The following is a 21,272-nucleotide window of genomic DNA, read 5'->3' on the forward strand; positions in this document are numbered from 1 at the left end:
CTTGAGTCATGGTTGAGTCGCGTCGCGGGGCGTCTGCAAGGGCGCCCCGCACTAAATTTGAGACTCTCGAAACGTCCCGCATCATCGTCGGCGACTGCGTCGCGGAGATGTCGAAGCTGCCGGCTTCGTCGGTGGACCTGGTGTTCGCAGATCCGCCCTACAATCTGCAGCTTAAAGGTGAGCTCAAGCGTCCCGACGAATCGCATGTCGATGCGGTCAATGACGATTGGGACAAGTTCTCGTCCTTTGGGGCTTACGACGATTTCACGCGTGCCTGGCTGCTCGCCTGCCGGCGGCTGATGAAGCCGAGCGCGACCTTGTGGGTGATCGGCTCCTACCACAATATCTTCCGCGTCGGCGCCATCATGCAGGATCTCGGCTTCTGGATCCTGAACGACATCGTCTGGCGCAAATCCAATCCGATGCCGAACTTCCGCGGCCGCCGCTTCACCAATGCGCATGAGACCATGATCTGGGCGGCGCGCGACGAGAAGGCCAAGGGCTACACGTTCAACTACGAAGCGCTGAAGGCCGCCAATGAAGACGTGCAGGCGCGCTCCGACTGGCTGATCCCGCTTTGCACCGGCGAGGAGCGCCTGAAGGACAAGGACGGCAGGAAGGTCCACCCGACCCAGAAGCCGGAAGGTTTGCTCGCGCGAGTGCTGCTGTCGTCCTCAAAGCCGGGCGATCTCGTGATCGACCCGTTCAACGGCACCGGCACGACCGGGGCCGTGGCAAAACGTCTCGGCCGCCACTACATCGGCTTCGAGCGCGACCGCGCCTATGCAAAGGCTGCGGAACAGCGCATCGCCGCCATCGAGCCGTTGCCGGAAGCGACGCTGGCACCGTTCATGACGGCGCGTGATGCGCCGCGGGTCGCGTTCTCCGAATTGATCGAACGCGGCATGATCCCACCCGGCACCAAGCTCGTCGACGCCAAGCGGCGGCACGGTGCGCTGGTGCGCGCCGACGGCGCCATCATGCTTGGCGACAAGGTCGGGTCGATCCATCGCATCGGCGCGGTGGCGCAAGGCGCGCCCGCGTGCAATGGCTGGACTTTCTGGCACGTCGAGACCAAGAGCGGCTTGAAGCTGATCGACGAGCTCCGCGCTGAAATCCGCTCCGAGATGGCTGCTGGCTAAACTCCTTACGACCTGCGGCGATTCTGTCCCGAATAGCGCGCCAGCAGATCTTCGACCTGATATTGCTCGTCATACGGCATCTCATCCTGCGGAACGACCGAGAGCCGGGTCTGACGCCCGCGTTCGAGATCCTGCGGCCGCGGCAGCGACGGATAGTCGTCCATCGGCGCCAGTTGCATCCGATCGAGTTCGGGCTCGACGGGCCAACGCGGTCCGCGTCGCATGTTTGCAGGCGTGATCTGGATCCGCCGCCGGGCACGCGCCCGTGCAAACAAGACGCTGGTCGAAAAGCCGGCGATGGCGACAGCGCCCAGGAAAGCCAACAGCCGGGTGCGCGAGCCGTCATCTATCGTCAATGACGCAGAGGTGGTCGGCACGGTTTCGCTCACGCTCACGGGCGACGGCATTGCCGCCGGCGTGCTTGGCTCGGCCGCAACGGCAGGCACAGACGCCGCGGCAAGCTTGTACGAAGGCGGAGCCTGCACCGGCTCGGCAGGAGCTTGCGGCGAGCTGGTCGGATCGGGCCATCGGGACGCAACGGCGGATGCGTCAACCGCTGCCGTCACACCCTCAGGTCCGCGCTGGGTCGACGCCGCATCCTCAACAGGCGGAGCCGCCGGAACAGGCGCGGCGGGAACGGGCGCAGCGGCCGGAAATGCACCAGACGCACTGGATGGCGCCGGTGACGGCGCGGCCTTCACATCATCGTTACTGGCGCTGGTCACGGGCTCAAATTCAGCATGCGCATTGGCCATCGACGACGAAAGATTCGAACGCTCTTTCTGAGCAGCCAATTTCCGCGCGGCGAGAGAGGCGCCCTGCGTGCGGTCGTCGTCGCGCAGGTACCAGCACTGACGCTTCGTTGCGCGGTCGATTCGGTAGAACCAGTGTTTTCCTGCCACGCCCTCCTTCGGCTTCGCCAGGCATTCATCCGCCGATGCCGGCTGAAACTGGAGCGTTGCCATCGCAGCGCCTGCCAATACAGTCGCCGCGACACACGGCAACCTATTCGTCGCTCGATTCGTCATCAGACCTCCGACGATTCAACGCAACCCCCAGCGCCGTTTCGTCGAGGACTTCGTTCTCAATAAGGCTGCGACGGTTCCATTTGTCGAAAGGTTGTTATGATGACGGTCTTGTTTTGAAAACTTCTAACATCCTTTGTGCTGTTTTGTCGCAGTCGCCGCGGGAATATAACAAAAATGCAGATGTTTTGCCCTGTTCGGGTCGGCTGACGTGATCGCCTTATTATTGAGAATCCATCACCGCTGTGATCTGCACCGGGAATAGCAGCTATGCGAACGAGGTTCGAAGCTCACGCAATCCACGATCCCGAATCATGAGCGCCAGCGCCGCCTTCAATTGAATTTCACACCAACCGCGCTCACGATCCCTTGACGTCACGTCCGCTTGCGCCTGTCCGCCCCGCAAAATCATCGACTGAAAACAATCCAGAGGAATCGCCAATGCTCAAATTCTATTTCAACGGCTCGCCCAATCCGACCAAGGTTGCACTATTCCTCGAGGAATCAGGCCTCTCTTACGCGCCGATCGCCATCGACACCCGCAAGGGCGACCAGTTCAAGCCGGAGTTCTTGCAGATCAATCCGAATGGCAAAGTGCCGGCGATCGACGATGACGGCGTGGTCGTGTTCGACAGCAATGCGATCCTGCTCTATCTCGCCGAAAAGACCGGCAAGTTTCTGCCTGCTCATACGCCGGCGAGCCGAGCCGAGCTGTTGTCCTGGCTGATGTTCGTCGCGACCGGCGTCGGTCCCTATTCGGGTCAGGCGGTGCATTTCAAGCATTTCGCGCCGAAGGACCAGAACCATGACTACGCGCATAACCGCTACCAGTACGAAGGACATCGCCATTTCAAAATTCTCGACGATCGTCTGGCGAAGCACTCCTACATGGTCGGTGACACCTATACGATCGTCGACATGGCGCTGTGGGGCTGGGCACGCATGGCGCCGTTTGCGTTCGGCGATGACGCGCTGACGAAATATCCGAACCTCAAGCGCCTGGTCGACGAGATCTCGGCCCGCCCGGCCGCGCAGCGTGCGCTGGCGCTGAAGGACAAGTTCACCTTCAAGGCCGAGCTGGACGAGGAAGCGCGCGACTTCATGTTCCGCCACCTCAAGACCAAGGTGGCGTGAGGCGCGCGCGCCTATCGCATCACCCGCGCAAGCCAGTGATGCGACAGGCCCTCACTTCAGCTTCGAAAGCGCTTTCTCGACCACTTCGCGCGTATACGGCTTCTGGATCACCGGTGCGTGCGCGAGCTCGGCCGGAATCGGCGCGCGCTCGCCATAGCCGGTGGCGAACATGAAGGGGACGCCGAGTTCCGTCAGGCGATGTCCGACCGGAATGCTGCTTTCTGCGCCGAGATTGACGTCGAGCAGCGCAAAGCTCGGCACGGCACGCTCGATGGCCTTGAGCGCCTGGGTAACCGAGGCCGCGGTCTCGACATGACGCGCGCCGAGTTCGAGCAGGATCACCTCGGCCCCCATCGCGATGATCAGATTGTCCTCGACGATCAGCACGGTCCCGGACAGGCGCGGCGTCGCCTGCTCTTTCGCGGCGAGCCGCGACGGGGCACCCGCCATGGCCGGCACCATCTGCACGAAATTCGCAGGGATGACGAAGCGGGCCTGCACGCCGAGCAGGTCGAAGCGGATCTCGGCATCGCCCTTCAGATCGAACGGCACCGAGCGCTCGATGATCGTGGTGCCAAAGCCACGCCGCGACGGCGGCTGCACCGGCGGTCCACCGCTCTCTTTCCAGTCGATCACCAGCCGTGAGCCCTGGTCGACATGCCAGATCACCTGCACCTGTCCGGTGGAGTCCGCGAGCGCGCCGTATTTGGCGGAATTCGTCGTCATCTCGTGCACGACGAGCGCGAGCGTGGCGAACGCCTTCGGATCGAGCGCGACATCGGGCCCCTCCATCTGCACCCGTTTGGCGCGTGAACCGAGATAGGCGCCCGCTTCCGATTCGAACAACGACCGCAAGGCGGCCGGCGCCCAGTTCAGATTGGTGATCTGATCATGCGCCCGCGCGAGCGCCTGGATGCGTCCGCCGAGCACGGAAGCGAACTCTTCGGTCGAGCTTGCGGTGTCCTTGCTCTGCGCGACCAGCCCGCGCACCAGACTCAGGATGTTCCGGACGCGATGATTGAGCTCGGCGATCATCAATTCCTGTCGTTCCTGCGCGCCGCGGCGTTCGCGCGCAGCGAGCTCGGCGAGTTGCAGGATCACTTCCAGCAAGGTGACGCGGAGACTTTCGGCGATGCGCAGGTCGGCGGACGACCAGGGCTTGGACTGGCCGGCCACCGTCTGCTGCCAGATCTCGAAACTCTTCCGCGGTGTCAGGCGCGCGCCCAGCGGCCCCTCCGCGTAGGTCTTGTTGGGATCGCCGGCCCAGTTGACCGAGCGCAGCACTTCGCGCCGAAAGAAGATCAGGCAGTCGCGCGGCGTGCGCGAGATCGGAATGGCGAGAAAGCCCGCGGCGCGATCCCGAAAGGCCTCGCCGGCGGCGTAGACCTTCGCAATCTCGGCGCTGGCACAGATGCGACCCGGCGAGGTGCGGTTGATGAAGCCGATCAGGTCCTGCACCTCGGCTTCCGTCGGCGTCTCGCCCTCCAGCGTGATTTCGTCGTCCGACCACACCGCAATGCCGTCGCATTCGATCATCTTGCGATATTCGCCGATGAACTCCAGGATCGCACGCCTGCTGTGCGCCTGCGCCGCCGCCCGCTCGATCAGGCGTTCCTGGATCTGGTGCGCGCGGCTCTCATAGGCGATGTCGGTCTCGCGCTCACGCGCCTCCAACAGCCAGGAATACATCTGGCCGAACAGTTCGGACGCAGTGCGCTTCTCGAACGACAGATGATGAGGCGAATAATGATGGCAGGCGAACAGGCCCCAGAGCTTGCCCTCGCGCAGGATCGAGACCGACATCGATGCGGCCACGCCCATGTTGCGCAGATATTCGAGGTGGATCGGCGACACCGCGCGCAACACGCTCATCGACAGATCGAGCAGGCCGGCATTGTGTGTCGGTGTCGCCAGCAAGGCAGCGGGCTTGGCATCGATATCGGCGATGATCCGCAGCCAGTTGCGCTGATAGAGCGCGCGCGCCTGGCGCGGAATGTCGGAGGCCGGATAATGCAGGCCGAGAAACGGTTCGAGGCCGGCGCCGGCGACCTCGGCGATCACCTCGCCCGAGCCGTCGGGATGAAAGCGATACACCATGACGCGGTCGAAGCCGGTCAAGACCTTCAGCTGACGCGCCGCCTCCTGCGCCAGTTCAGTCAGCCCCTCGGTCTTGCGGATGCGACCGAGCATCAGGCGGACCAGTTCGCCCGAATTGACGCTGGGCTCGATCACGCTCGGCTCGGCCTCGACGACCAGATAGGCCCCGGAGAAATGAATGGCCAGATCGAACAGCCGACCGTCGCCTTGCAACTCGACCGCAAACACACGTTCGACGGCGTCGGGCGAGCTCAAATAGTCGACCCGCGAGCGGATCGCGTCGACCGCCGCGGGCGCCAGCACCTGCGCGACCGGCCGCTGCAGCAACCAGGACAGATCGCGGCCGAGAAAATCCGGCGCATTCTCCGAGGCCATGCAGATCGTGAAATCCGACACCAATGCCAGGAGAAAACCGAAGGGCTGGACGCTTGCGGGGATATGGATCGGTTCACGATCGCAATTGGTGAGGTCGACCTGCTCGTTCATGCCGCTGCCACAGCTTTCCCGAACATGGCAAAGGCCTGTTGCGCGCTTGCGATCATCCCGGACAGATCGACGGCAGTCACGGCTTCGCGCTCGAGCCGCGCGAGATAACTCCGCCAGAGCCCCTGCCCCGCACCATGGCCGAGATAGCGGGTCGCGCTCCGCACCCTCGGATCGGCAGATGCGGCCACGATGCGACGCAGGTAAGCCGCGCCGAGACGGGAGCCCTCAAGCACATAAAGCGTACCGAAGATGCCGATGCGATTGAGCGGCTGCGGCAACGGCAAAGGCGCAACCGCGCCACCGAGCCCGGCGAGATCGGCTGCGATGACGCCTGCGCGCGCCCGATGCGACCAGTCGGCGAACAGCTCCGCGACACCGGCCTGTTCGAGCGCGCATTCAAGCGGCAGAAGCGCCGCGGCACTCGCCTGGAGAAAGCGGCGATAGTGGTCGGTTTCGGTCAGGTCGAAAGCGCTGAGGCGCTCATCGAGCGCATGATGTGCGGCTGATGTCGCCGCCCGCAATTTCTCGCGGATTCCAATGGCGTGACTTGTGTGAGAAATGTCACCGGAAATGGCAGGCGGGGTCATCAAATGAGGCTCGCGGTCGGAGTCCAGGCCGCAAGAACGCAGCACAGCCCCCACGCAACGCCGCAACCAATCCGAAGTTCCCGGCCAGTTCCGGTTTGCTCGGGATCAGGTCAGCTGTTTGGCCGCCTCGCCAGGAGGGCCCAGCACCTTTTCGACCAGCAGGGTGTCACAATATTCGATCCATTCCTTGAACTGTCCCGCTTCGAGCCTGATCACGTTGCAATAGGTGTTGTCATAGGCCTTGCCCTCTCGGGTGGTATTGCGGCCGCGCGCCTCGACCACGACAAGATCGCCTTCCGCAACGAGTCGAACCGGGACGATCGTGATCCGGTCTGCGATCTTCTCTCGCAAGGGTGCGAACAGCTCGGCCAGCACCGCCGCCTTTCCTTCGAAGCTCCGTGACCATGAGCCCGTACCCATGATCACGAAACGGAAATCCTCGGCGAGCCGATCCAGCAGAGGCTGCGAGTTGCTCCTGGCGAGCTCGTCGAAAACATGCTGGACGATGCTCTTGTTGTCGTTTGGCTTGTGGTCCGTTGCTTTCATGGACGTCCTCCCTCCGGCTCATCAGCCACGCTGCTTCATCGAAGCCGGAAAAGGACCGAGCACGGCTTCGGTGAGCGCGTAGTCGCAATACTCCCTGATCTCGACGATCCTCCCTTTCTGCAGCCGGTAGATCAGGCAGTAATCGTTGTTGTAGGGAATACCTGCCTTGGTGCGCATCTCGCCCTTGGCTTCGACCACGACATGATCATCGTCGGCGATGAAGCGCAGCGGCACGGTGCGCCGTCCATCCGCCAGCAGCGTCGCGAGATAGCCGTAGAGATCCCGCACGAGCGCTTCCTTGCCACGAAAGGTCTGGGACCAGGAATTATGTCCGGTGACCTGCATCGTCACCTCGTCGGCGAGGTGGTCGAGGAGCGGCTGGCGGTTGCCGGCGGCGACGGCGGCAAAGATGTCTTGAAGCAGTTGCTTATTGGCGGCGGCGCTCATGGCGGGCTCTCCGTGTGTGATCAGCCTGATGCTGCCGCAGCCGCCGCCATTCTTCCAATCGATAGGCTATATGATATCTATTCACCTGATGAATTTGACCGCGCTCGATCTCAACCTGCTGATCGCCTTGGATGCGCTGTTGCGTGAGGCCAGCGTGAGCCGCGCAGCGCTTCGCATCGGCCTATCGCAGCCCGCGACCAGCCATGCGCTGCAGCGGCTGCGGGATCTGTTCGGCGATCCGCTGCTGGTCCGAACGGGCGCGCGGATGGAATTGACGCCACGGGCGCTCGCCTTGCGCGCGCCGCTCGCTCAAGCGCTGGAGCAGGTCCGCGGCCTGTTTCTCTCCGATGCGTTCGATGCCACACGGAGCGATCGGCAGTTCCGGCTGATGATGCCGGATCTCGCGGTCGAGTTGCTGATGCCCCCTCTGATGGCGAAGGTGGCACAAGCCGCACCCAACATCCGCATCGACGTCGTGCCCTGGCGCGGGTCAGCCATCTTCCATGCGGACTTCGCCCGCACCATCGACATGGTGATTTCGATCGGCAATGCCTTCAAAGGCTTTCACCGCCAGCTGCTCTATACCGACAGTGACGCCCTCGCGATCCGACGCGGCCATCCGATCGGGGCCAAGCTGAAGCGGCGCGACGCGTTCCTGCAGGCTCGCCATGTCGCCGTCATTCTGCGTGGACAGAGCGCGGATCTGATCGACATGTGGCTCGAAACCAAGGGCATCGAGCGGCGCATCGCCCTGGTCGTACCGGGCTATATCGAGGCGCTCAACGTCGCGGCGCGAACCGATCTCGTCGCCTTCGTGCCGCGCCGCCTGATCGCAGCGCTGGCCAAGCCACTATCGCTGGTCACGGTCTCGCCGCCGCTCGACCCCGGCATCGACGAGCAATACATGTTCTATCCGACCCGGGCGCAATTGGACCCGGGCTCGATCTGGCTGCGGAAGCTGATGCTGGAGACGGCGCGCGAGCTCGATCGCGGCAAGCGTAACGTCGTCTAACCTTGTTCAGCCAGGGCCTTCTTCACAGCCGGCCGCTCCGACATGCGGTCGAAATGATCCGCGATCTTCGGGAACGCTTTGATGTCGACGCTGTCGCCTGCGAGCCATTGCGCGATCGTAAAGAGATAGGGATCGCAGATCGTATATTGCCCGCCCATCACCCACGGTCCCCTGAACATGGCGCGTTCGATCAGCGCGAAGCAGCCGCCGACGGTCTCCGGCACCTTGCGCTTCATGTCGGCGAAGGAGGATTCCTCGCTCGCCCAGCGCGAGCCGCGCACCCGGTGCGCATGGGCGACATGAACGGTCGAGCACAGATAGCTATTGAACGACTGCACCTCGGCGAACGCGAACGCATCGTCCAATGGCGCGAGCTTCGCCTGCGGGAAGCTTTGCGCGATGTAGGCAAGCAGCGCCGGCGTCTCGGTCAGGACACCGCGATCGGTGATCAGCGCAGGCACCCGCCCCTTGGGGTTGATCGCGAGATAGTCGGAGCTGTTCTGCTGGTTGGTCTTGAAGTCGACCTTCTGCAGCGCGTAGTCCGCGCCGGCTTCGGCCAGCGCGATATGCGAGGCGAGTGCGCAGGTGCCGGGTGTGTAATAGAGCTTGAGCATGGCGTTTCCGATCGATGAGCCGCCAGCGTAGCGGCGCTTCTCCGGCCCGTCCATCCTCTATCAACCACAGCAGCAGCCCTATGCCGCTAGCGCAACGCTCGCGTGCTCTCGACCAGTCGCGCAGTGGCTGTTGCGGTCGCGATCAACGCACCGTCCGCGCGTGTGAGCCGACCCTCCATGAACGCAATCGTCCTGCCGAGCTGCGTCACGCGTCCCTCCCCTATCATGGGCCCAGGTTCGGCCGGGGCCATGAAATTCACAGTCATGGTGACGGTCACCGTGTAGAGCCGGCCTTCGGTCATGACGAACACAGCCGGGCCCATCGTGTCGTCGAGCATCGCCGACAGGATGCCTCCCTGGATGAACCCAGCCGGATTACAGAACTCGTGCTTGCCGTCGAAGCCGATCCGGATCCAGCCTTCGGCGGGTCTCGCATCCAACAGGTGCCAGCCTAACAGCTCCGCCGATTTCGGCGCTGGGATGTGATCGAGTGCGGTTTGGATCATAGGCGCGTCTCCGTCTCAGGCACGCCTCATTAGGGCGAGGCTGCTGCCAGCGCACTGTCAGCAGCCGGAGGAGATGCATGCCTCAGTCGCCGAGCCCGTGCGCAATCACCTTGCGCATGACGTTGGGCAGCGCTTCCTCGGCGAGTGTCGCGATCGCCACCCAGCGCATGCCTGACGGCGCGCGCGTCCGCGCCGGCACCTGGGCAGTGTAGACCACGAGCTCCAGCGGAAAATGCGTGAACACGTGCGTGACGACGCCGGCTTTGCGATGCCACCGGCCAATGCCGGCAAGCTGCGGTGCCTGCGCCAGTGCGGCTTTGTCGTCCTGATCAGCCCGCCACTCCGAGCCGGGCACCTCCGTCATTCCGCCGAGCAGACCTTTTTCGGGGCGTGAGCGCACCAGGAGCTCGTCACCACGCGTCACCACGAAAGCCGCGCCGCGCCTCAGCGCGCCGGTCTTCTTCGGCGCTTTGCGGGGAAAGGTCTCCTGGTCACCGCGCAGGCGGCCCGCGCAATCCTCGTTGAAAGGACACAGCGCGCAGGCCGGCTTCTTCGGCGTGCAGATCGAGGCCCCAAGGTCCATCAGCGCCTGCGCGCTGTCGCCGGCGCGCGTCTCCGCGTCGCTCGCCGTGGACGGCCCGAGCAGGCTTGCCGCCAGCTTCTGAATACGGGGTTTGGCCTGCGGGAGCGTCTCCTCGACGGCGAACAGCCGCGACACCACGCGCTCGATATTGCCGTCGACGGGCATGGTGCGGCGATCGAACGCGATCGCCGCGATCGCCGCCGCCGTATACGGACCGATGCCCGGCAGCGCGCGCAAGCGCTCTTCGGCATCGGGAAATTCGCCGCCATGGTCGCGCAGCACCGTCACCGCGCAGGCATGGAGATTGCGCGCCCGGGAGTAGTAACCGAGCCCGGCCCACATCCGCAGCACATCGTCGAGCGCCGCCCGGCCCAGCGCGGTCACGTCCGGCCACCGCGCCAGGAACTTCTCGAAATAGGGGCCGACCGCCTTGACGGTGGTCTGCTGCAACATGATCTCGGACAGCCAGACCCGGTAGGGATCGGCGCGCTCCCCCGCCGGCGCGCGCCACGGAAGGCGCCGGCGATGGCGGTCGTACCAGGCGAGCAGCAGCGCGGGGCGGTCGTCTCTACCTTCGAGTTCGGGCAACTTGGGTTTGGAGCGAAGTGCTGATGACATCATGGCTGCAATCTAGTACGTCAGACGCCATAGTCTCCGGTCACATCCGCGCCTCGCACGCGCATCCACGGCTTTCTTCTTTGCGCGGGGCAAGTTCCCCGACCGGCAGCGACGCGACAAACTGACCATGTCAAAAAACTGACCATGTCAAAGCCCGGCCCGATCAGCGCCAAGCCTCTGTCCGCCATGCTCGGGGACGTGTTCTCGGCGGCCTACGCCAAGCAGGGCTTTGCCTCCCGCGAACTCGTCACCCGATGGGCCGAGATCGCAGGGCCCGAGATCGCGGCCCACGCCGCACCCTTGAAGATACAATGGCCGCGGCCCGTGGAAGGGCAGCCGCAGGAGCCGGCGACGCTGGTGCTGAAGGTCGAGGGTCCGATGGCGCTCGAAATCCAGCATTCGTCTGACGTGATCCTGGAGCGGGTCAACCGCTTCTTCGGCTGGCATGCGGTCGGCCGGCTGGCGCTCCGCCAGGGCCCTTTGTTGCGCCGTCCGCGGCCCCGGCGACCGACCCCGCCTGACCCGAAATCGGTCGCGAAAGTGGCAGAGAGCCTGTCGGCGATCGAGGACGAGGCGCTCCGTGACGCGCTCGCCCGGCTGGGCGCCGCCATCAAGCGAAATTGACGCCGGCCGGATCATCGGTCCTCGCCCGCCAGCATTGCCAGTTGAGCGGTTTCAAGCTAGCGACATGCCCGCGTCTTTAGAGTTTATCGTGCGCAAAGATGCGCCAGTCCGGAGCAGAGCCTTGATCATCACCCGCCGCGCCTTCACCGCCACTTTGTCGCTGACCGGCCTCGCTGCACTCGCAGGCTTCTCGCCGCTGCGGTTGATCTCGGACGCGATGGCGCAGAGCGTCTCCGACGTGGCCAAGCCGGTGTCGCTGCCGGACATGGTGCTCGGCCCGGCCGACGCCGCCGTCACCATCACCGAATATGCCTCGATGACCTGCCCGCATTGCGCGGCGTTCAACAAGGACGTGTTCCCGAAGCTCAAGTCGGAATACATTGATACCGGCAAGATCCGCTACATCTTCCGCGAGTTCCCGCTCGACATCAAAGCCGCGGCCGGCTCGATGCTGACCCGCTGCATCGCCAATGGCGACGCGCAAAAATACTTCGCCGTGACCGACATGCTGTTCCGGTCCCAGAATGACTGGGTCGTGAAGAACACGACGGAGACGCTGACCCGGATCGGCAAGCAGGCCGGGCTCAGCCAACAGCAGGTCGAGGCCTGCCTCAAGGATCAGGCGCTGCTCGACAAGATCGCAGCCGACCAGAAATACGCCAGCGAAGTCCTCAAAGTGGATTCGACCCCGACCTTCTTCATCAACGGCGAGAAGATCAAGGGCGAGACCTCGATCGAGGAGTTCGAGAAGAAGATCAATCCGCTTCTCAAGAGCTGATCTGTCTTTCGGCGGATCCTCAGCGCCGCGTCGAGCCGGCCCGATAAGATTCTGAACGGCCGAGACAATCCGGCACTGGGCGATTTGCGCCAGAAAGCCTTCCTGCTCCAGAAAGGCTTGGAAAAGCAGGGCTCGCGGGTTGCCCTTATGCCCGCCCCTCGCCATTGTCCCGCCCTCATGAGCCGCATCAAGCGACTCGGGCCACATTGACATTGCCTTCTATGGTATTGTCGAGGCAGGGAGATTCGTCTCCTGCCAACAGAGAATCTGTGCATGAAGCTCACGCGTCTTCGTCTCCACGGTTTCAAGACCTTCGTCGAACCTACTGACTTCGTGATCGAACCCGGCCTCACCGGCGTGGTTGGACCGAACGGCTGCGGCAAGTCGAATTTGGTTGAAGCGCTGCGCTGGGCGATGGGCGAGACCTCGCACAAATCGCTGCGCGCGGCCGACATGGACGCGGTGATCTTCTCGGGCTCCAATAGCCGCCCTGCCCGCAACCATGCCGAAGTGGTGATGACGATCGACAACGCCGATCGCACCGCGCCGGCCGCCGTCAACGACCGGGACATCCTGGAGATCTCGCGGCGGATCGAGCGCGAAGCGGGTTCGGTGTATCGCATCAATGGCCGCGACGTCCGCGCCCGTGACGTGCAGATCCTGTTTGCGGATGCGGCGACCGGTGCGCGTTCGCCGGCCCTCGTCCACCAGGGCAAGATCGGCGAGATCATTCAGGCCAAACCCGAGCAGCGCCGCCGCGTGCTGGAAGATGCTGCCGGCGTCGCCGGCCTCCATGCGCGCCGGCATGAGGCCGAGCTGCGGCTGAAGGCGGCCGAGACCAACCTCACCCGCGTCGAGGATGTCATCGGCCAGCTCTCCGGTCAGATTGAAGGACTGAAGAAGCAGGCGCGCCAGGCGATCCGCTATCGCGAGGTCGCCGCCAAGGTCCGCAAGGCGGAAGCGACCCTTTATCATTTGCGCTGGATGGGGGCTCATGCCGACCTGAACGAAGCGGCGCACGTGCACGACGTTAGCGTGCGCGAGATGGCCGAGCGCACCCGCGAGCAGGCGGAATCGGCGCGCATCCAGGCGATCCGCGCCGCCGAGCTGCCCGCCTTGCGTGACGCCGAAGCGCGCGCCGCCGCGACCATGCAGCGGCTGAAGAATGCGCGCGATCTGCTCGATCGCGAGGAGCTGCGCGCCAAGGAGCGCACGGGCGAGCTCGATCGCCGGCTGATGCAGCTCACCGCCGACGTCGCGCGCGAGCAGCAGCAGACCCAGGACGCCCAGGTTGCGCTGCAGCGACTCGAGACCGAAGACGCCGAGCTGAAGGAAGAGATCAAGGCGCGCGTCGAGATGCGCAGCGGTGTCGACGAGCGCGTGGCCGAGGCCGAGGCCAGTCTCGCCGAAACCGAGCGTCAGTTCACCGAGCTGACGACCCAGCTGGCCGACCTCACCGCGCGTCGCAACCAGCTCGAAGCCAATGTCCGCAGTCACCGCGAGCGGCTGGCGCGGCTCGACCAGGAGATCGCCGGCGTCCAGGGCGAGGAGCAGAAGCTCGCGCAGGAGACGGCCCATCTCGGCGACCTCGACACGCTTGCCGCCGCGCTCGAAGCCGCCGAAGAGGTGGTGGCGCAATCGGAAACCACAGCCCAAGCGAGTGAGACCGCGCTGGCCGACGCCCGCCACAGGCTTGAAGCCTCCCGCGCGCCGCTTGCCGACGCTGAGAAGCGCGCGCAACGCCTGGAGACGGAAGCGCGCACCATCTCCAAGATGGTGAACAGCGAGACCAAGAATCTGTGGCCACCGATCATCGACGGCGTCACGGTCACGAAGGGCTTTGAAAAGGCGCTTGGCGCCGTGCTCGGGGACGACCTCGATGCACCGGTCGATCCGTCGGCGCCGATGCGATGGACGCTGGCCGGCGCCGATGGCACCGACCCGGCGCTGCCCGACGGGGTCGAGCCGCTTGCCGCCCATGTTCAGGCCCCGCCGGAGCTGTCGCGCCGGCTCGCGCAGATCGGCGTGGTGTCGCGCGAGCGCGGGGCGCAGCTCGTCTCGCAGTTGAAGACCGGCCAGCGGCTGGTGTCGCCGGAAGGCGACGTCTGGCGCTGGGACGGATTCGTCGCGGCCGCCCATGCGCCGACCGGTGCGGCCCGGCGCCTTGCCGAGCGCGCGCGGCTGATCGACATCGAAAGCGAGCTGGAGCAGGCGCGCATCGATGCCACCAACAAGCGCCAGGCGCTGGAGAGCGCCGAGGCCGATGTCAGGTCTGCCACCGCCGCCGAGAGCGCCGCCCGTGAGGCCTGGCGCGCCGCGCAACGTGAGGTCAACGCCGCGCGCGAGCGCCACGCCAATGCCGAGCGCGAGATCAACCGGCACGCGGCCCGCAGGTCCGCCCTCGTCGAGGCCTCCAGCCGCCTGACCAGCGATCGCAGCGAGATCGAGGCCACGCATCAGAGCGCGCTCGAGGCGATCGAGGAGCTGCCAGCGAGCACGGAATCCGAAGCAAGGCTCGGGGCCGTTCGCGCCGAGATCGAGACTAAGCGCCGCGCAGCCGCGCAGGTCCGCGCCGAGGCGCAGGCGCTGGCGCGCGAGGCCGAACTCGCCGACCGCCGTGTGCAGGCGATCATCAGCGAGCGCAACGACTGGTTCAACCGCGTCCGCGGCGCCGGCTCGCAGATCGCAACCATCGAGGCGCGTATCGCCGAGGTGAAGGACGAGCGCGCCGAGCTGGAGAACGCGCCGGCGTTTTTTGCCGACAAGCGCAGCGCGCTGATCGACGAGATCGGGATCGCCGAAGGCGAGCGCCAGGTCGCAGCCGATGCGCTCGCCGCTGCCGAGACCGCGATGGGCGATACCGATCGTGCAGCTAAGACTTCGCTGGAAGCCTTGTCGCGGTCGCGCGAAGCTGCCGCGCGCGCTGAGGAGCGCCTCGAAAGCGCCAAGCGCCGCGTCGCCGACGTCGAGCGTGAAATCCACGACATGCTCGAAGTCGAGCCGCAGGCGGTCGCGGGTCTCGCTGAAATCGGTCCGGACACCCAGCTGCCCCCACTGCATGAGATCGAGGACGGCCTGGAGAAGCTGCGGCGTGATCGCGAGCGGCTTGGCGCCGTCAACCTGCGCGCGGAAGAGGAGCTGACCGAGGTCGAGGGCCAGCACACGGCGCTGACCACGGAGCGCGACGACCTGGTCGAAGCGATCAAGCGGTTGCGCCAGGGCATCCAGAGCCTCAACAAGGAGGCACGTGAGCGCCTGCAGGCCTCGTTCGAGACCGTCAACGCCCACTTCAAGCGCCTCTTCACCGAGCTGTTCGGCGGCGGCGAGGCCGCGCTGCATCTGATCGAGAGCGACGATCCGCTCGAGGCCGGTTTGGAGATCATCGCCAAGCCGCCCGGCAAGAAGCCGCAGACGCTGTCGCTGCTGTCGGGCGGCGAGCAGGCCCTGACGGCGATGGCGCTGATCTTCGCGGTGTTCTTGACAAACCCGTCGCCGATCTGCGTGCTGGACGAGGTTGACGCGCCGCTCGACGACCACAACGTCGAACGCTTCTGCAACCTGCTGCATGAGATGAAGGGTTCGACCGAGACCCGCTTCATCATCATCACCCACAACCCAATCACGATGGCGCGCATGAACCGGCTGTTCGGCGTCACCATGGCCGAGCGCGGCGTGTCGCAACTGGTGTCGGTGGCGCTGGACGAGGCCGTGAAGATCCTCGACCAGCAGGTGGCGTGATCACTCCGGACCTTCCTGCCGCGGTCAAGGCCGCGCTCGAAGCCAAGCTGCAGGGCCAGTCGCGCCAGGACGCCGCTGCGCGCGCTGCCCGGATCTCGCAAGCCTATCGCGGCGGCGGCACCTCCGGCGGCATCGCCAGCGAGGCCGATGCGGTGGCCTACGCCGTGGTGCGGATGCCCGCGACCTATGCGGCCGTCGCAGCCTGCCTGAATGCGCTGATCGAGATGCGACCGGAGTTTGCGCCGACATCGCTGCTCGATGTCGGCGCCGGACCCGGCACGGCAAGTTTCGCCGCGGCGGAAGCCTTTGCTTCGCTGGCATCGTACCGGGCCCTCGACGCCAATCCGGTCCTGCGCGCGCTGGCGCTCGAGCTTGCCGCTGGCGCACACCGGTTGAACGACCTCGATTATACGTTCGGGCCCACGCGCACGCAGCTCGATCACGCCGCGCCGGCCGATCTCGTGATTGCTAGCTACATGATCGGCGAGCTGCCCGAGAGCGAACGCGAGACGCTTGCCGCGACCCTGTGGATGAAAACGCGCGACACGCTGCTGCTTGTCGAGCCCGGCACCCCCGCCGGCTATCAGCGCATCATCGCGGCGCGCGCGCAATTGATCGCTGCGGGGGCGCATGTCGCAGCCCCCTGCCCGCACGATCATGCTTGCCCGCTGGTTGCGCCGGACTGGTGTCACTTCGCGCAGCGCCTCGCTCGCTCCCGCGCGCACAAGCAGATCAAGGGCGTCGAGCTGCCCTATGAGGACGAGAAGTTCAGCTACGTCGCCCTGACGCGACAACCAGTCCCGCAACGTCCCGTGGCGCGGGTGCTGGCGCCGCCAGCTCTGGACAAAGCGGCTGTGGCCGCCAAGCTCTGCTGCACCGACGGCGTTGCGCGCACCGTCACCGTTCCCCGCCGGAATAAGACCGCCTTTGCCGCCGCGCGCCGCTGGGATTGGGGTGGCGCCGTCGAGCCCGCAAGCCTGCCGTAAATACCGCCGCAACATCCGGATGGTTAACGTCAGGTCGTGTCGGATCTTCATTTGTCCGGCTTTTCGAAACCTGGAACTAATCCGCGAGTGCTAGGGTGACTGCAACCAGCGCTTTTTGCGCGTTCACCATGGGGCATTCGGAATGTTTCGGACGATGATGATCGCTGCGGCTCTGTTGGCCACGGCGGAGACGGCTTTTGCTGGTGGCCACGGCGGCGGTCACGAGGCTTCGGCCCCGCCCCCGGCTGCGAAGCAAGAAGGGCCGCCGGCCAAGGCCATCATCGGCAAGCACGGTCCGATCCTGGTCGATCTCAAGGGCATGACGCTCTACACGTTCGAGCGGGACACCAGCGGCACCGCCTCGACCTGCGACGCCAAATGCGCCGAGACGCGCCCTCCGCTGACCGCGCCCGACAATGCGGTCGCCACCGGCGATTTCACTGTGATCACCCGTGGCGACGGCAAGAAGATGTGGGCCTATCGCTATCGTCCGCTCTACACCTCGCAACTAGACAGCTCGCCCGGCGACGTCAACGGCAACGATCCGACGCAGCTCTGGCGCATCGCCCGCCCCTATTGAGCCCGGCTGATCGCAGCGTCGTTGCCTGCGATCAGGTGATCCGTTGATCCAGCGAATGACGGGACGCGGTCTCCCGGGTCGAACGCGCGCACGGCCTGAAGCGACCAACGCACGCCGGATCGGGCGGGTCTCGCCCCGGCCGGCTGCGTCCGCTAAACTTGGTCGCGCCGCTTCCTTTCGCCCTCTTCCTCGGAGCCCTGCATGTCCGGCTGGATCGTCCTCGGCATCATCGTCATTTTCGTACTGTTCGCGCTCGGCGCCTACAACCGCCTGATCGCGCTGAGCCAGCGGGTCAACCAGGCCTTTGCCGACGTCGATGTGCAGCTGAAACAACGCCACGACCTGATCCCGAACTTGGTCGAAACCGTGAAAGGCTATGCGGCGCATGAGCGCGGCACGCTCGACGAGGTTATCAAGGCCCGGAATGCCGCAATGTCCGCGCAGGGTCCGGCACAGGTCTCGGCCGCCGAGACCCAGCTCACCGGCGCGCTCGGCCGGCTGATCGCGCTGTCGGAGGCCTATCCGGACCTCAAGGCCAACGCCAATTTCCAGCAGCTCGCGAGCGAACTCTCCGATCTCGAGAACAAGATCGCCGCCAGCCGACGCTTCTTCAACAATGCCGTGCAGGAGTACAACACCGGCATCCAGCAGATGCCGGCCGCACTGTTCGCCGGCATGCTCGGCTTCACCCGCAAGGATTTCTTCGATCTGGGCGCGAGCCGCACTGAGGTCGAAACCGCGCCCAGCGTGAAATTCTGAGCCTAGGCCCTCGTTTCGACAGGGCATCGCCACATGGCCGCCTACGGTCTCTATACCCATATCGCCTCGAACAGGTTCCGTTCGACGGTGTTGCTCGGCGGCCTGTTCCTGCTGATCTACGTGCTGGTCTATGCCGGAGCGCTGGTCGCGGAAGTGATGATCAACGGCGGCGGCAGCGCGGACTATTACCTGCGAGCTGCGCTGTCCGACCTGATCAAGGCCCTGCCCTGGGCCACCCTCGGCGCGGCCGCCTGGATCGTAATCGCCTATTTCTTCCACCAGTCGATCATTGACGCCGTGACCGGCGGCGAGGCGGTGACCCGGAAGGAGCAGCCCCGGCTCTACAATCTGCTGGAAAACCTCTGCATCTCGCGCGGCATCACCATGCCGAAGCTGAAGATCATGGACAGCCCGGCGCTGAACGCCTTCGCCACCGGGCTCAACCAGAAACAATACGCGATCACGGTGACGACGGGGCTGTTGAATGCCCTGAACGATCAGGAGATCGAGGCCGTGCTCGGCCACGAGCTCACCCATATCCGCAATGGCGACGTGCAGATGATGGTGGTCGCCGTGATCATTGCCGGTGTGGTCGGCTTCTTCGGCGAATTGTTCTTCCGCCTGTTCACCAATCTGAGCTGGAGCGGAGGCGGCGGCTCCTGGGGGTCTTCGTCGTCCTCGTCCTCATCTTCGTCGTCCTCCTCTTCGTCCTCGGATCGCAAAGGGTCCGGCGGTGGCGCCATCGTGGTCATCATCATCGCGGTGGTGCTGATCCTGCTCGCCTGGCTGTTGTCGCAGATCGTCAAGCTCGCACTGTCGCGCACGCGCGAATATCTGGCGGATGCCGGGTCGGTCGAACTGACCAAGAACCCGGATGCGATGATCTCGGCCTTGCGCAAGATCGAGGGCCGCGGTGAACTGCCCGGCGCGACGTCGGCGGTCATGGAACTGTGCGTCGACAACCCGCGCGAAGGCTTCGCCGATCTGTTCGCCACCCATCCCTCGGTCGAGTCGCGCATCCAGGCGCTGGTGAAATTCGCCGGTGGCCGCGACCCTGGTCCACTCGCGCTCCCTTCCGAGGAGGAGCAGCCGTCGGCGGCCGAGCCGTCCGATACCGAGACACCGCCCGCGCTGCCCGGCTCCGGGCCTTGGGGCGCGGCCGATCGCCCCGCCCCCGCTCCGGAACAGGATGCGCCACGGGGCCCCTGGGACGATCCAGCAAGCGGCCCGTGGGGCCGACACTGACAGCTCAGCATGACGATCAAGTCGCGTGCCGATGTCCTTGATTGCGCGCGCATTTCCGCCAATCACTCGCAGCTGGCAGGCTCGCCGCAACCGGAAGGCACGGAGACCTCCACTTAATCCTTCACGTTGACCAGCAGATGGGGAAATTTCACCGCCGCGTCGCTTCAATGAATTTGAATTCTCCGTTGTTTCTGCCATGTTCGCGCGCAACGCAGGATGCGAGGCGCCGGCCTGGGCCGGACCAGATTTCAAGGACATTCCATGGCGAAACCGGCAGTTGTTGTGGTGGGCGCGGACAAGGGCGGGGTCGGCAAGACCACGGTTTCGCGCACTTTGCTCGATTATTTCAGCGCCAATAACGTCCCGACCCGGGCGTTCGACACCGAGCATCCGCGCGGGACCCTGAAACGCTTCCACCCCGAGATCACCGAGATCGTCGACATGAACGCGACCTCGGACCAGATGAAGATCTTCGACACCTTGAGCGCGGTGGCGCCCTCGGTCACCGTGATCGACGTCCGCGCCGGCCTGATGTCCCCGACCCTGGCGGCACTCCGGGACATCGGCTTTCTCGATGCGGCGCGTTCCGGCCAGATCACCTTCGCGGTGTTCCACATCCTGGGCTCGTCGATCGCTTCGCTCGACGAAATCGCCGAAACCGCAAGCTACATGGTGGGCGCGAAATATTTCCTGGTGAAGAACTTCATCAACAACACGAGCTTCTTCGAGTGGGATCAGTCGACCTACGCCTCCTATTTCAACCGAATCAAGGATGCGACCGAGCTGACCATCCCCAAGCTCAACGAGATGGCCTACGAGCAGGTCGAGGTGGCCTCGGTCCCGTTCCTGAAATTCGTCGCCAACAAGGGTCCGCACGACGAGGCGGCCAACTACTCCTTCGTGCTGCGCGGCTACGTCCGGCATTGGCTCGCCAATGTCTGGAGCGAGTACGACCGGATCAAGCTGACCGACATCGTCGGCTCGTCCAAGCAGGTCGCCGCCGCGCGGCCCGCAGGGGAAAAATGACAGCTCCGCAAACAAGGGGGCTTTATCGAAGGCGCATTTGACCTGATATAGGTCAAATGCCTGCGACGCCCGTCTACATCGTCTGCTCGCCCCGACCCCAGATCGGCAAGACGCTGCTCGCGCGGCTTTTGAGCGAATTTTTGCTGCTCAAAAATGGGCAGGTACGTGCCTTCGACATCTCGGTCCGCGAGCCTGCGCTGATCGATTATCTGCCGGCGATCACTGAGACCGCGGAGATCGAGGACACGTACGGCAAGATCCAGCTGATGGATCAGGTGATCATCAACGATGGAATGGCCAAGGTCATCGACCTCGGCTACTACGCCTTTGGCGAGTTCTTCAAAATGTCCGAGGAGATCGGCTTTTTGAAGGAGGCCGCGCGGCGAAATGTCGTCCCCATCGTCCTGTTCTGCGCCGAGGGCGATCGGGTCTCGACCCGCGCCTTTGACAATCTGCGACGCCAGATCCCGATGTCCCAGCTGATCGCGGTCGAGAACGACCACGTCCTGCGTGAGGAACTGCCCGCGCTCTTCACCCGCGGCCGGGTCTTGCGCATTCCCGCCCTGCCGCTGTTCCTCAAGACCTATATCGACCGATACTCCTTCTCCTTCACCGGCTATCTGCGCCAGGAACGGGATCAGTCCACCGAGCTGTATCAGTGGATCCGGCGCAACTACTACGCGCTGCGGGAGATCGAAACGGGGCTTGTGATGCAGCGGTCGTGATCGCCCCTCTTTTC

The 21,272-nt window shown here is 64.8% G+C and carries 20 protein-coding genes; 12 read left to right on the forward strand and 8 right to left on the reverse strand.

The window, feature by feature from the left end; all coding sequences use genetic code 11:
* Positions 1-8: 8 nt before the first annotated feature.
* Entirely contained in the window at positions 9-1,142 is a 1,134-nt protein-coding gene (locus tag ACQR1W_RS32110; protein ID WP_035981333.1) for a site-specific DNA-methyltransferase, read from the forward strand.
* Between the two features lie 5 nt (positions 1,143-1,147).
* Here ACQR1W_RS32110 and ACQR1W_RS32115 read toward each other — a convergent pair whose 3' ends face one another.
* Entirely contained in the window at positions 1,148-1,519 is a 372-nt protein-coding gene (locus tag ACQR1W_RS32115) for a hypothetical protein (protein ID WP_244425234.1), read from the reverse strand.
* 1,089 nt (positions 1,520-2,608) lie between these two features.
* On the opposite strand from ACQR1W_RS32115, the gene ACQR1W_RS32120 reads away from it, so the two are divergent.
* Complete coding sequence (locus tag ACQR1W_RS32120; RefSeq protein ID WP_434854528.1) at positions 2,609-3,301, forward strand: glutathione S-transferase family protein; 693 nt, start codon at positions 2,609-2,611, stop codon at positions 3,299-3,301.
* Between the two features lie 51 nt (positions 3,302-3,352).
* Here ACQR1W_RS32120 and ACQR1W_RS32125 read toward each other — a convergent pair whose 3' ends face one another.
* From ACQR1W_RS32125 to ACQR1W_RS32140, 4 genes are all read right to left on the reverse strand, one after another.
* Positions 3,353-5,884 carry an HWE histidine kinase domain-containing protein gene (locus ACQR1W_RS32125; RefSeq protein WP_434854529.1) on the reverse strand — a complete coding sequence of 844 codons (2,532 nt, stop codon included), beginning with the start codon at positions 5,882-5,884 and terminating at the stop codon, positions 3,353-3,355.
* Positions 5,881-6,471 (reverse strand): biliverdin-producing heme oxygenase, encoded by a 591-nt coding sequence (locus ACQR1W_RS32130; protein WP_434854530.1) that lies wholly within the window; start codon positions 6,469-6,471, stop codon positions 5,881-5,883. Before ACQR1W_RS32130 ends, ACQR1W_RS32125 begins: the two co-directional genes overlap by 4 nt.
* Before the next feature lie 105 nt (positions 6,472-6,576).
* Complete coding sequence (locus ACQR1W_RS32135) at positions 6,577-7,017, reverse strand: nuclear transport factor 2 family protein (RefSeq protein ID WP_434854531.1); 441 nt, start codon at positions 7,015-7,017, stop codon at positions 6,577-6,579.
* A 21-nt stretch (positions 7,018-7,038) separates the two neighbouring features.
* Positions 7,039-7,464: a nuclear transport factor 2 family protein gene (locus ACQR1W_RS32140; RefSeq protein WP_434854532.1), complete on the reverse strand. Its 426-nt coding sequence runs from the start codon at positions 7,462-7,464 to the stop codon at positions 7,039-7,041.
* A gap of 88 nt (positions 7,465-7,552) precedes the next feature.
* Here ACQR1W_RS32140 and ACQR1W_RS32145 point away from each other — a divergent pair, with 88 nt between their 5' ends.
* Positions 7,553-8,476: a LysR family transcriptional regulator gene (locus ACQR1W_RS32145; RefSeq protein WP_434854619.1), complete on the forward strand. Its 924-nt coding sequence runs from the start codon at positions 7,553-7,555 to the stop codon at positions 8,474-8,476.
* On the opposite strand, the gene ACQR1W_RS32150 is transcribed toward ACQR1W_RS32145, so the two are convergent.
* The 3 genes from ACQR1W_RS32150 to mutY form a co-directional block, all read right to left on the reverse strand.
* Positions 8,473-9,090: a glutathione S-transferase family protein gene (locus ACQR1W_RS32150; RefSeq protein WP_434854620.1), complete on the reverse strand. Its 618-nt coding sequence runs from the start codon at positions 9,088-9,090 to the stop codon at positions 8,473-8,475. The two genes, ACQR1W_RS32145 and ACQR1W_RS32150, sit on opposite strands and share 4 nt — an antisense overlap.
* An 86-nt stretch (positions 9,091-9,176) precedes the next feature.
* The gene (locus ACQR1W_RS32155) at positions 9,177-9,596 is read right to left on the reverse strand and encodes a PaaI family thioesterase (protein ID WP_434854533.1); all 420 of its coding nucleotides are present in this window, start codon (positions 9,594-9,596) and stop codon (positions 9,177-9,179) included.
* Positions 9,597-9,678: 82 nt separating this feature from the next.
* Positions 9,679-10,800 (reverse strand): A/G-specific adenine glycosylase, encoded by a 1,122-nt coding sequence (gene mutY / locus ACQR1W_RS32160; protein ID WP_434854534.1) that lies wholly within the window; start codon positions 10,798-10,800, stop codon positions 9,679-9,681.
* Positions 10,801-10,941: 141 nt separating this feature from the next.
* On the opposite strand from mutY, the gene ACQR1W_RS32165 reads away from it, so the two are divergent.
* The 9 genes from ACQR1W_RS32165 to ACQR1W_RS32205 all read left to right on the forward strand — a co-directional run bounded on the left by ACQR1W_RS32165 (position 10,942) and on the right by ACQR1W_RS32205 (position 21,258).
* A complete protein-coding gene (locus ACQR1W_RS32165) occupies positions 10,942-11,421 on the forward strand; it encodes a DUF721 domain-containing protein (RefSeq protein ID WP_008968805.1) in 480 nt (159 codons plus the stop codon).
* Positions 11,422-11,542: 121 nt separating this feature from the next.
* Positions 11,543-12,199, forward strand: a complete 657-nt coding sequence (locus ACQR1W_RS32170; protein WP_434854535.1) for a DsbA family protein — start codon at positions 11,543-11,545, stop codon at positions 12,197-12,199.
* A 273-nt stretch (positions 12,200-12,472) separates the two neighbouring features.
* On the forward strand, positions 12,473-15,937 hold the full coding sequence (gene smc / locus ACQR1W_RS32175; protein WP_434854536.1) for a chromosome segregation protein SMC: 3,465 nt from the start codon (positions 12,473-12,475) through the stop codon (positions 15,935-15,937).
* A complete protein-coding gene (locus ACQR1W_RS32180) occupies positions 15,934-16,923 on the forward strand; it encodes a small ribosomal subunit Rsm22 family protein (RefSeq protein ID WP_434854537.1) in 990 nt (329 codons plus the stop codon). The genes smc and ACQR1W_RS32180 overlap by 4 nt, the downstream gene beginning before the upstream one ends.
* A 142-nt stretch (positions 16,924-17,065) precedes the next feature.
* Entirely contained in the window at positions 17,066-17,503 is a 438-nt protein-coding gene (locus ACQR1W_RS32185; protein ID WP_434854538.1) for a COG4315 family predicted lipoprotein, read from the forward strand.
* 201 nt (positions 17,504-17,704) lie between these two features.
* Positions 17,705-18,262 (forward strand): LemA family protein, encoded by a 558-nt coding sequence (locus ACQR1W_RS32190; RefSeq protein WP_434854539.1) that lies wholly within the window; start codon positions 17,705-17,707, stop codon positions 18,260-18,262.
* A gap of 33 nt (positions 18,263-18,295) precedes the next feature.
* Positions 18,296-19,507 carry a M48 family metalloprotease gene (locus tag ACQR1W_RS32195; RefSeq protein ID WP_434854540.1) on the forward strand — a complete coding sequence of 404 codons (1,212 nt, stop codon included), beginning with the start codon at positions 18,296-18,298 and terminating at the stop codon, positions 19,505-19,507.
* Between the two features lie 261 nt (positions 19,508-19,768).
* Positions 19,769-20,533 carry a hypothetical protein gene (locus ACQR1W_RS32200; RefSeq protein WP_434854541.1) on the forward strand — a complete coding sequence of 255 codons (765 nt, stop codon included), beginning with the start codon at positions 19,769-19,771 and terminating at the stop codon, positions 20,531-20,533.
* Between the two features lie 56 nt (positions 20,534-20,589).
* Entirely contained in the window at positions 20,590-21,258 is a 669-nt protein-coding gene (locus ACQR1W_RS32205; protein WP_434854542.1) for a hypothetical protein, read from the forward strand.
* The last annotated feature ends 14 nt before the right edge of the window (positions 21,259-21,272 follow it).

Source organism: Bradyrhizobium sp. HKCCYLS1011 (assembly GCF_051167795.1).
GTDB lineage: Bacteria > Pseudomonadota > Alphaproteobacteria > Rhizobiales > Xanthobacteraceae > Bradyrhizobium.

What these genes read in the sequence shown, in the direction of transcription:
- ACQR1W_RS32130 (WP_434854530.1), bottom strand. Translation starts at nt 6,471, where the DNA reads ATGACCCCGCCTGCCATTTCCGGTGACATTTCTCACACAAGTCACGCC.
- ACQR1W_RS32155 (WP_434854533.1), bottom strand. Translation starts at nt 9,596, where the DNA reads ATGATCCAAACCGCACTCGATCACATCCCAGCGCCGAAATCGGCGGAG.
- ACQR1W_RS32185 (WP_434854538.1), top strand. Translation starts at nt 17,066, where the DNA reads ATGTTTCGGACGATGATGATCGCTGCGGCTCTGTTGGCCACGGCGGAG.
- ACQR1W_RS32125 (WP_434854529.1), bottom strand. Translation starts at nt 5,884, where the DNA reads ATGAACGAGCAGGTCGACCTCACCAATTGCGATCGTGAACCGATCCAT.
- smc (WP_434854536.1), top strand. Translation starts at nt 12,473, where the DNA reads ATGAAGCTCACGCGTCTTCGTCTCCACGGTTTCAAGACCTTCGTCGAA.
- ACQR1W_RS32195 (WP_434854540.1), top strand. Translation starts at nt 18,296, where the DNA reads ATGGCCGCCTACGGTCTCTATACCCATATCGCCTCGAACAGGTTCCGT.
- ACQR1W_RS32205 (WP_434854542.1), top strand. Translation starts at nt 20,590, where the DNA reads ATGCCTGCGACGCCCGTCTACATCGTCTGCTCGCCCCGACCCCAGATC.
- mutY (WP_434854534.1), bottom strand. Translation starts at nt 10,800, where the DNA reads ATGATGTCATCAGCACTTCGCTCCAAACCCAAGTTGCCCGAACTCGAA.
- ACQR1W_RS32110 (WP_035981333.1), top strand. Translation starts at nt 9, where the DNA reads ATGGTTGAGTCGCGTCGCGGGGCGTCTGCAAGGGCGCCCCGCACTAAA.
- ACQR1W_RS32165 (WP_008968805.1), top strand. Translation starts at nt 10,942, where the DNA reads ATGTCAAAGCCCGGCCCGATCAGCGCCAAGCCTCTGTCCGCCATGCTC.
- ACQR1W_RS32200 (WP_434854541.1), top strand. Translation starts at nt 19,769, where the DNA reads ATGGCGAAACCGGCAGTTGTTGTGGTGGGCGCGGACAAGGGCGGGGTC.
- ACQR1W_RS32150 (WP_434854620.1), bottom strand. Translation starts at nt 9,090, where the DNA reads ATGCTCAAGCTCTATTACACACCCGGCACCTGCGCACTCGCCTCGCAT.
- ACQR1W_RS32140 (WP_434854532.1), bottom strand. Translation starts at nt 7,464, where the DNA reads ATGAGCGCCGCCGCCAATAAGCAACTGCTTCAAGACATCTTTGCCGCC.
- ACQR1W_RS32190 (WP_434854539.1), top strand. Translation starts at nt 17,705, where the DNA reads ATGTCCGGCTGGATCGTCCTCGGCATCATCGTCATTTTCGTACTGTTC.
- ACQR1W_RS32145 (WP_434854619.1), top strand. Translation starts at nt 7,553, where the DNA reads ATGAATTTGACCGCGCTCGATCTCAACCTGCTGATCGCCTTGGATGCG.
- ACQR1W_RS32135 (WP_434854531.1), bottom strand. Translation starts at nt 7,017, where the DNA reads ATGAAAGCAACGGACCACAAGCCAAACGACAACAAGAGCATCGTCCAG.
- ACQR1W_RS32120 (WP_434854528.1), top strand. Translation starts at nt 2,609, where the DNA reads ATGCTCAAATTCTATTTCAACGGCTCGCCCAATCCGACCAAGGTTGCA.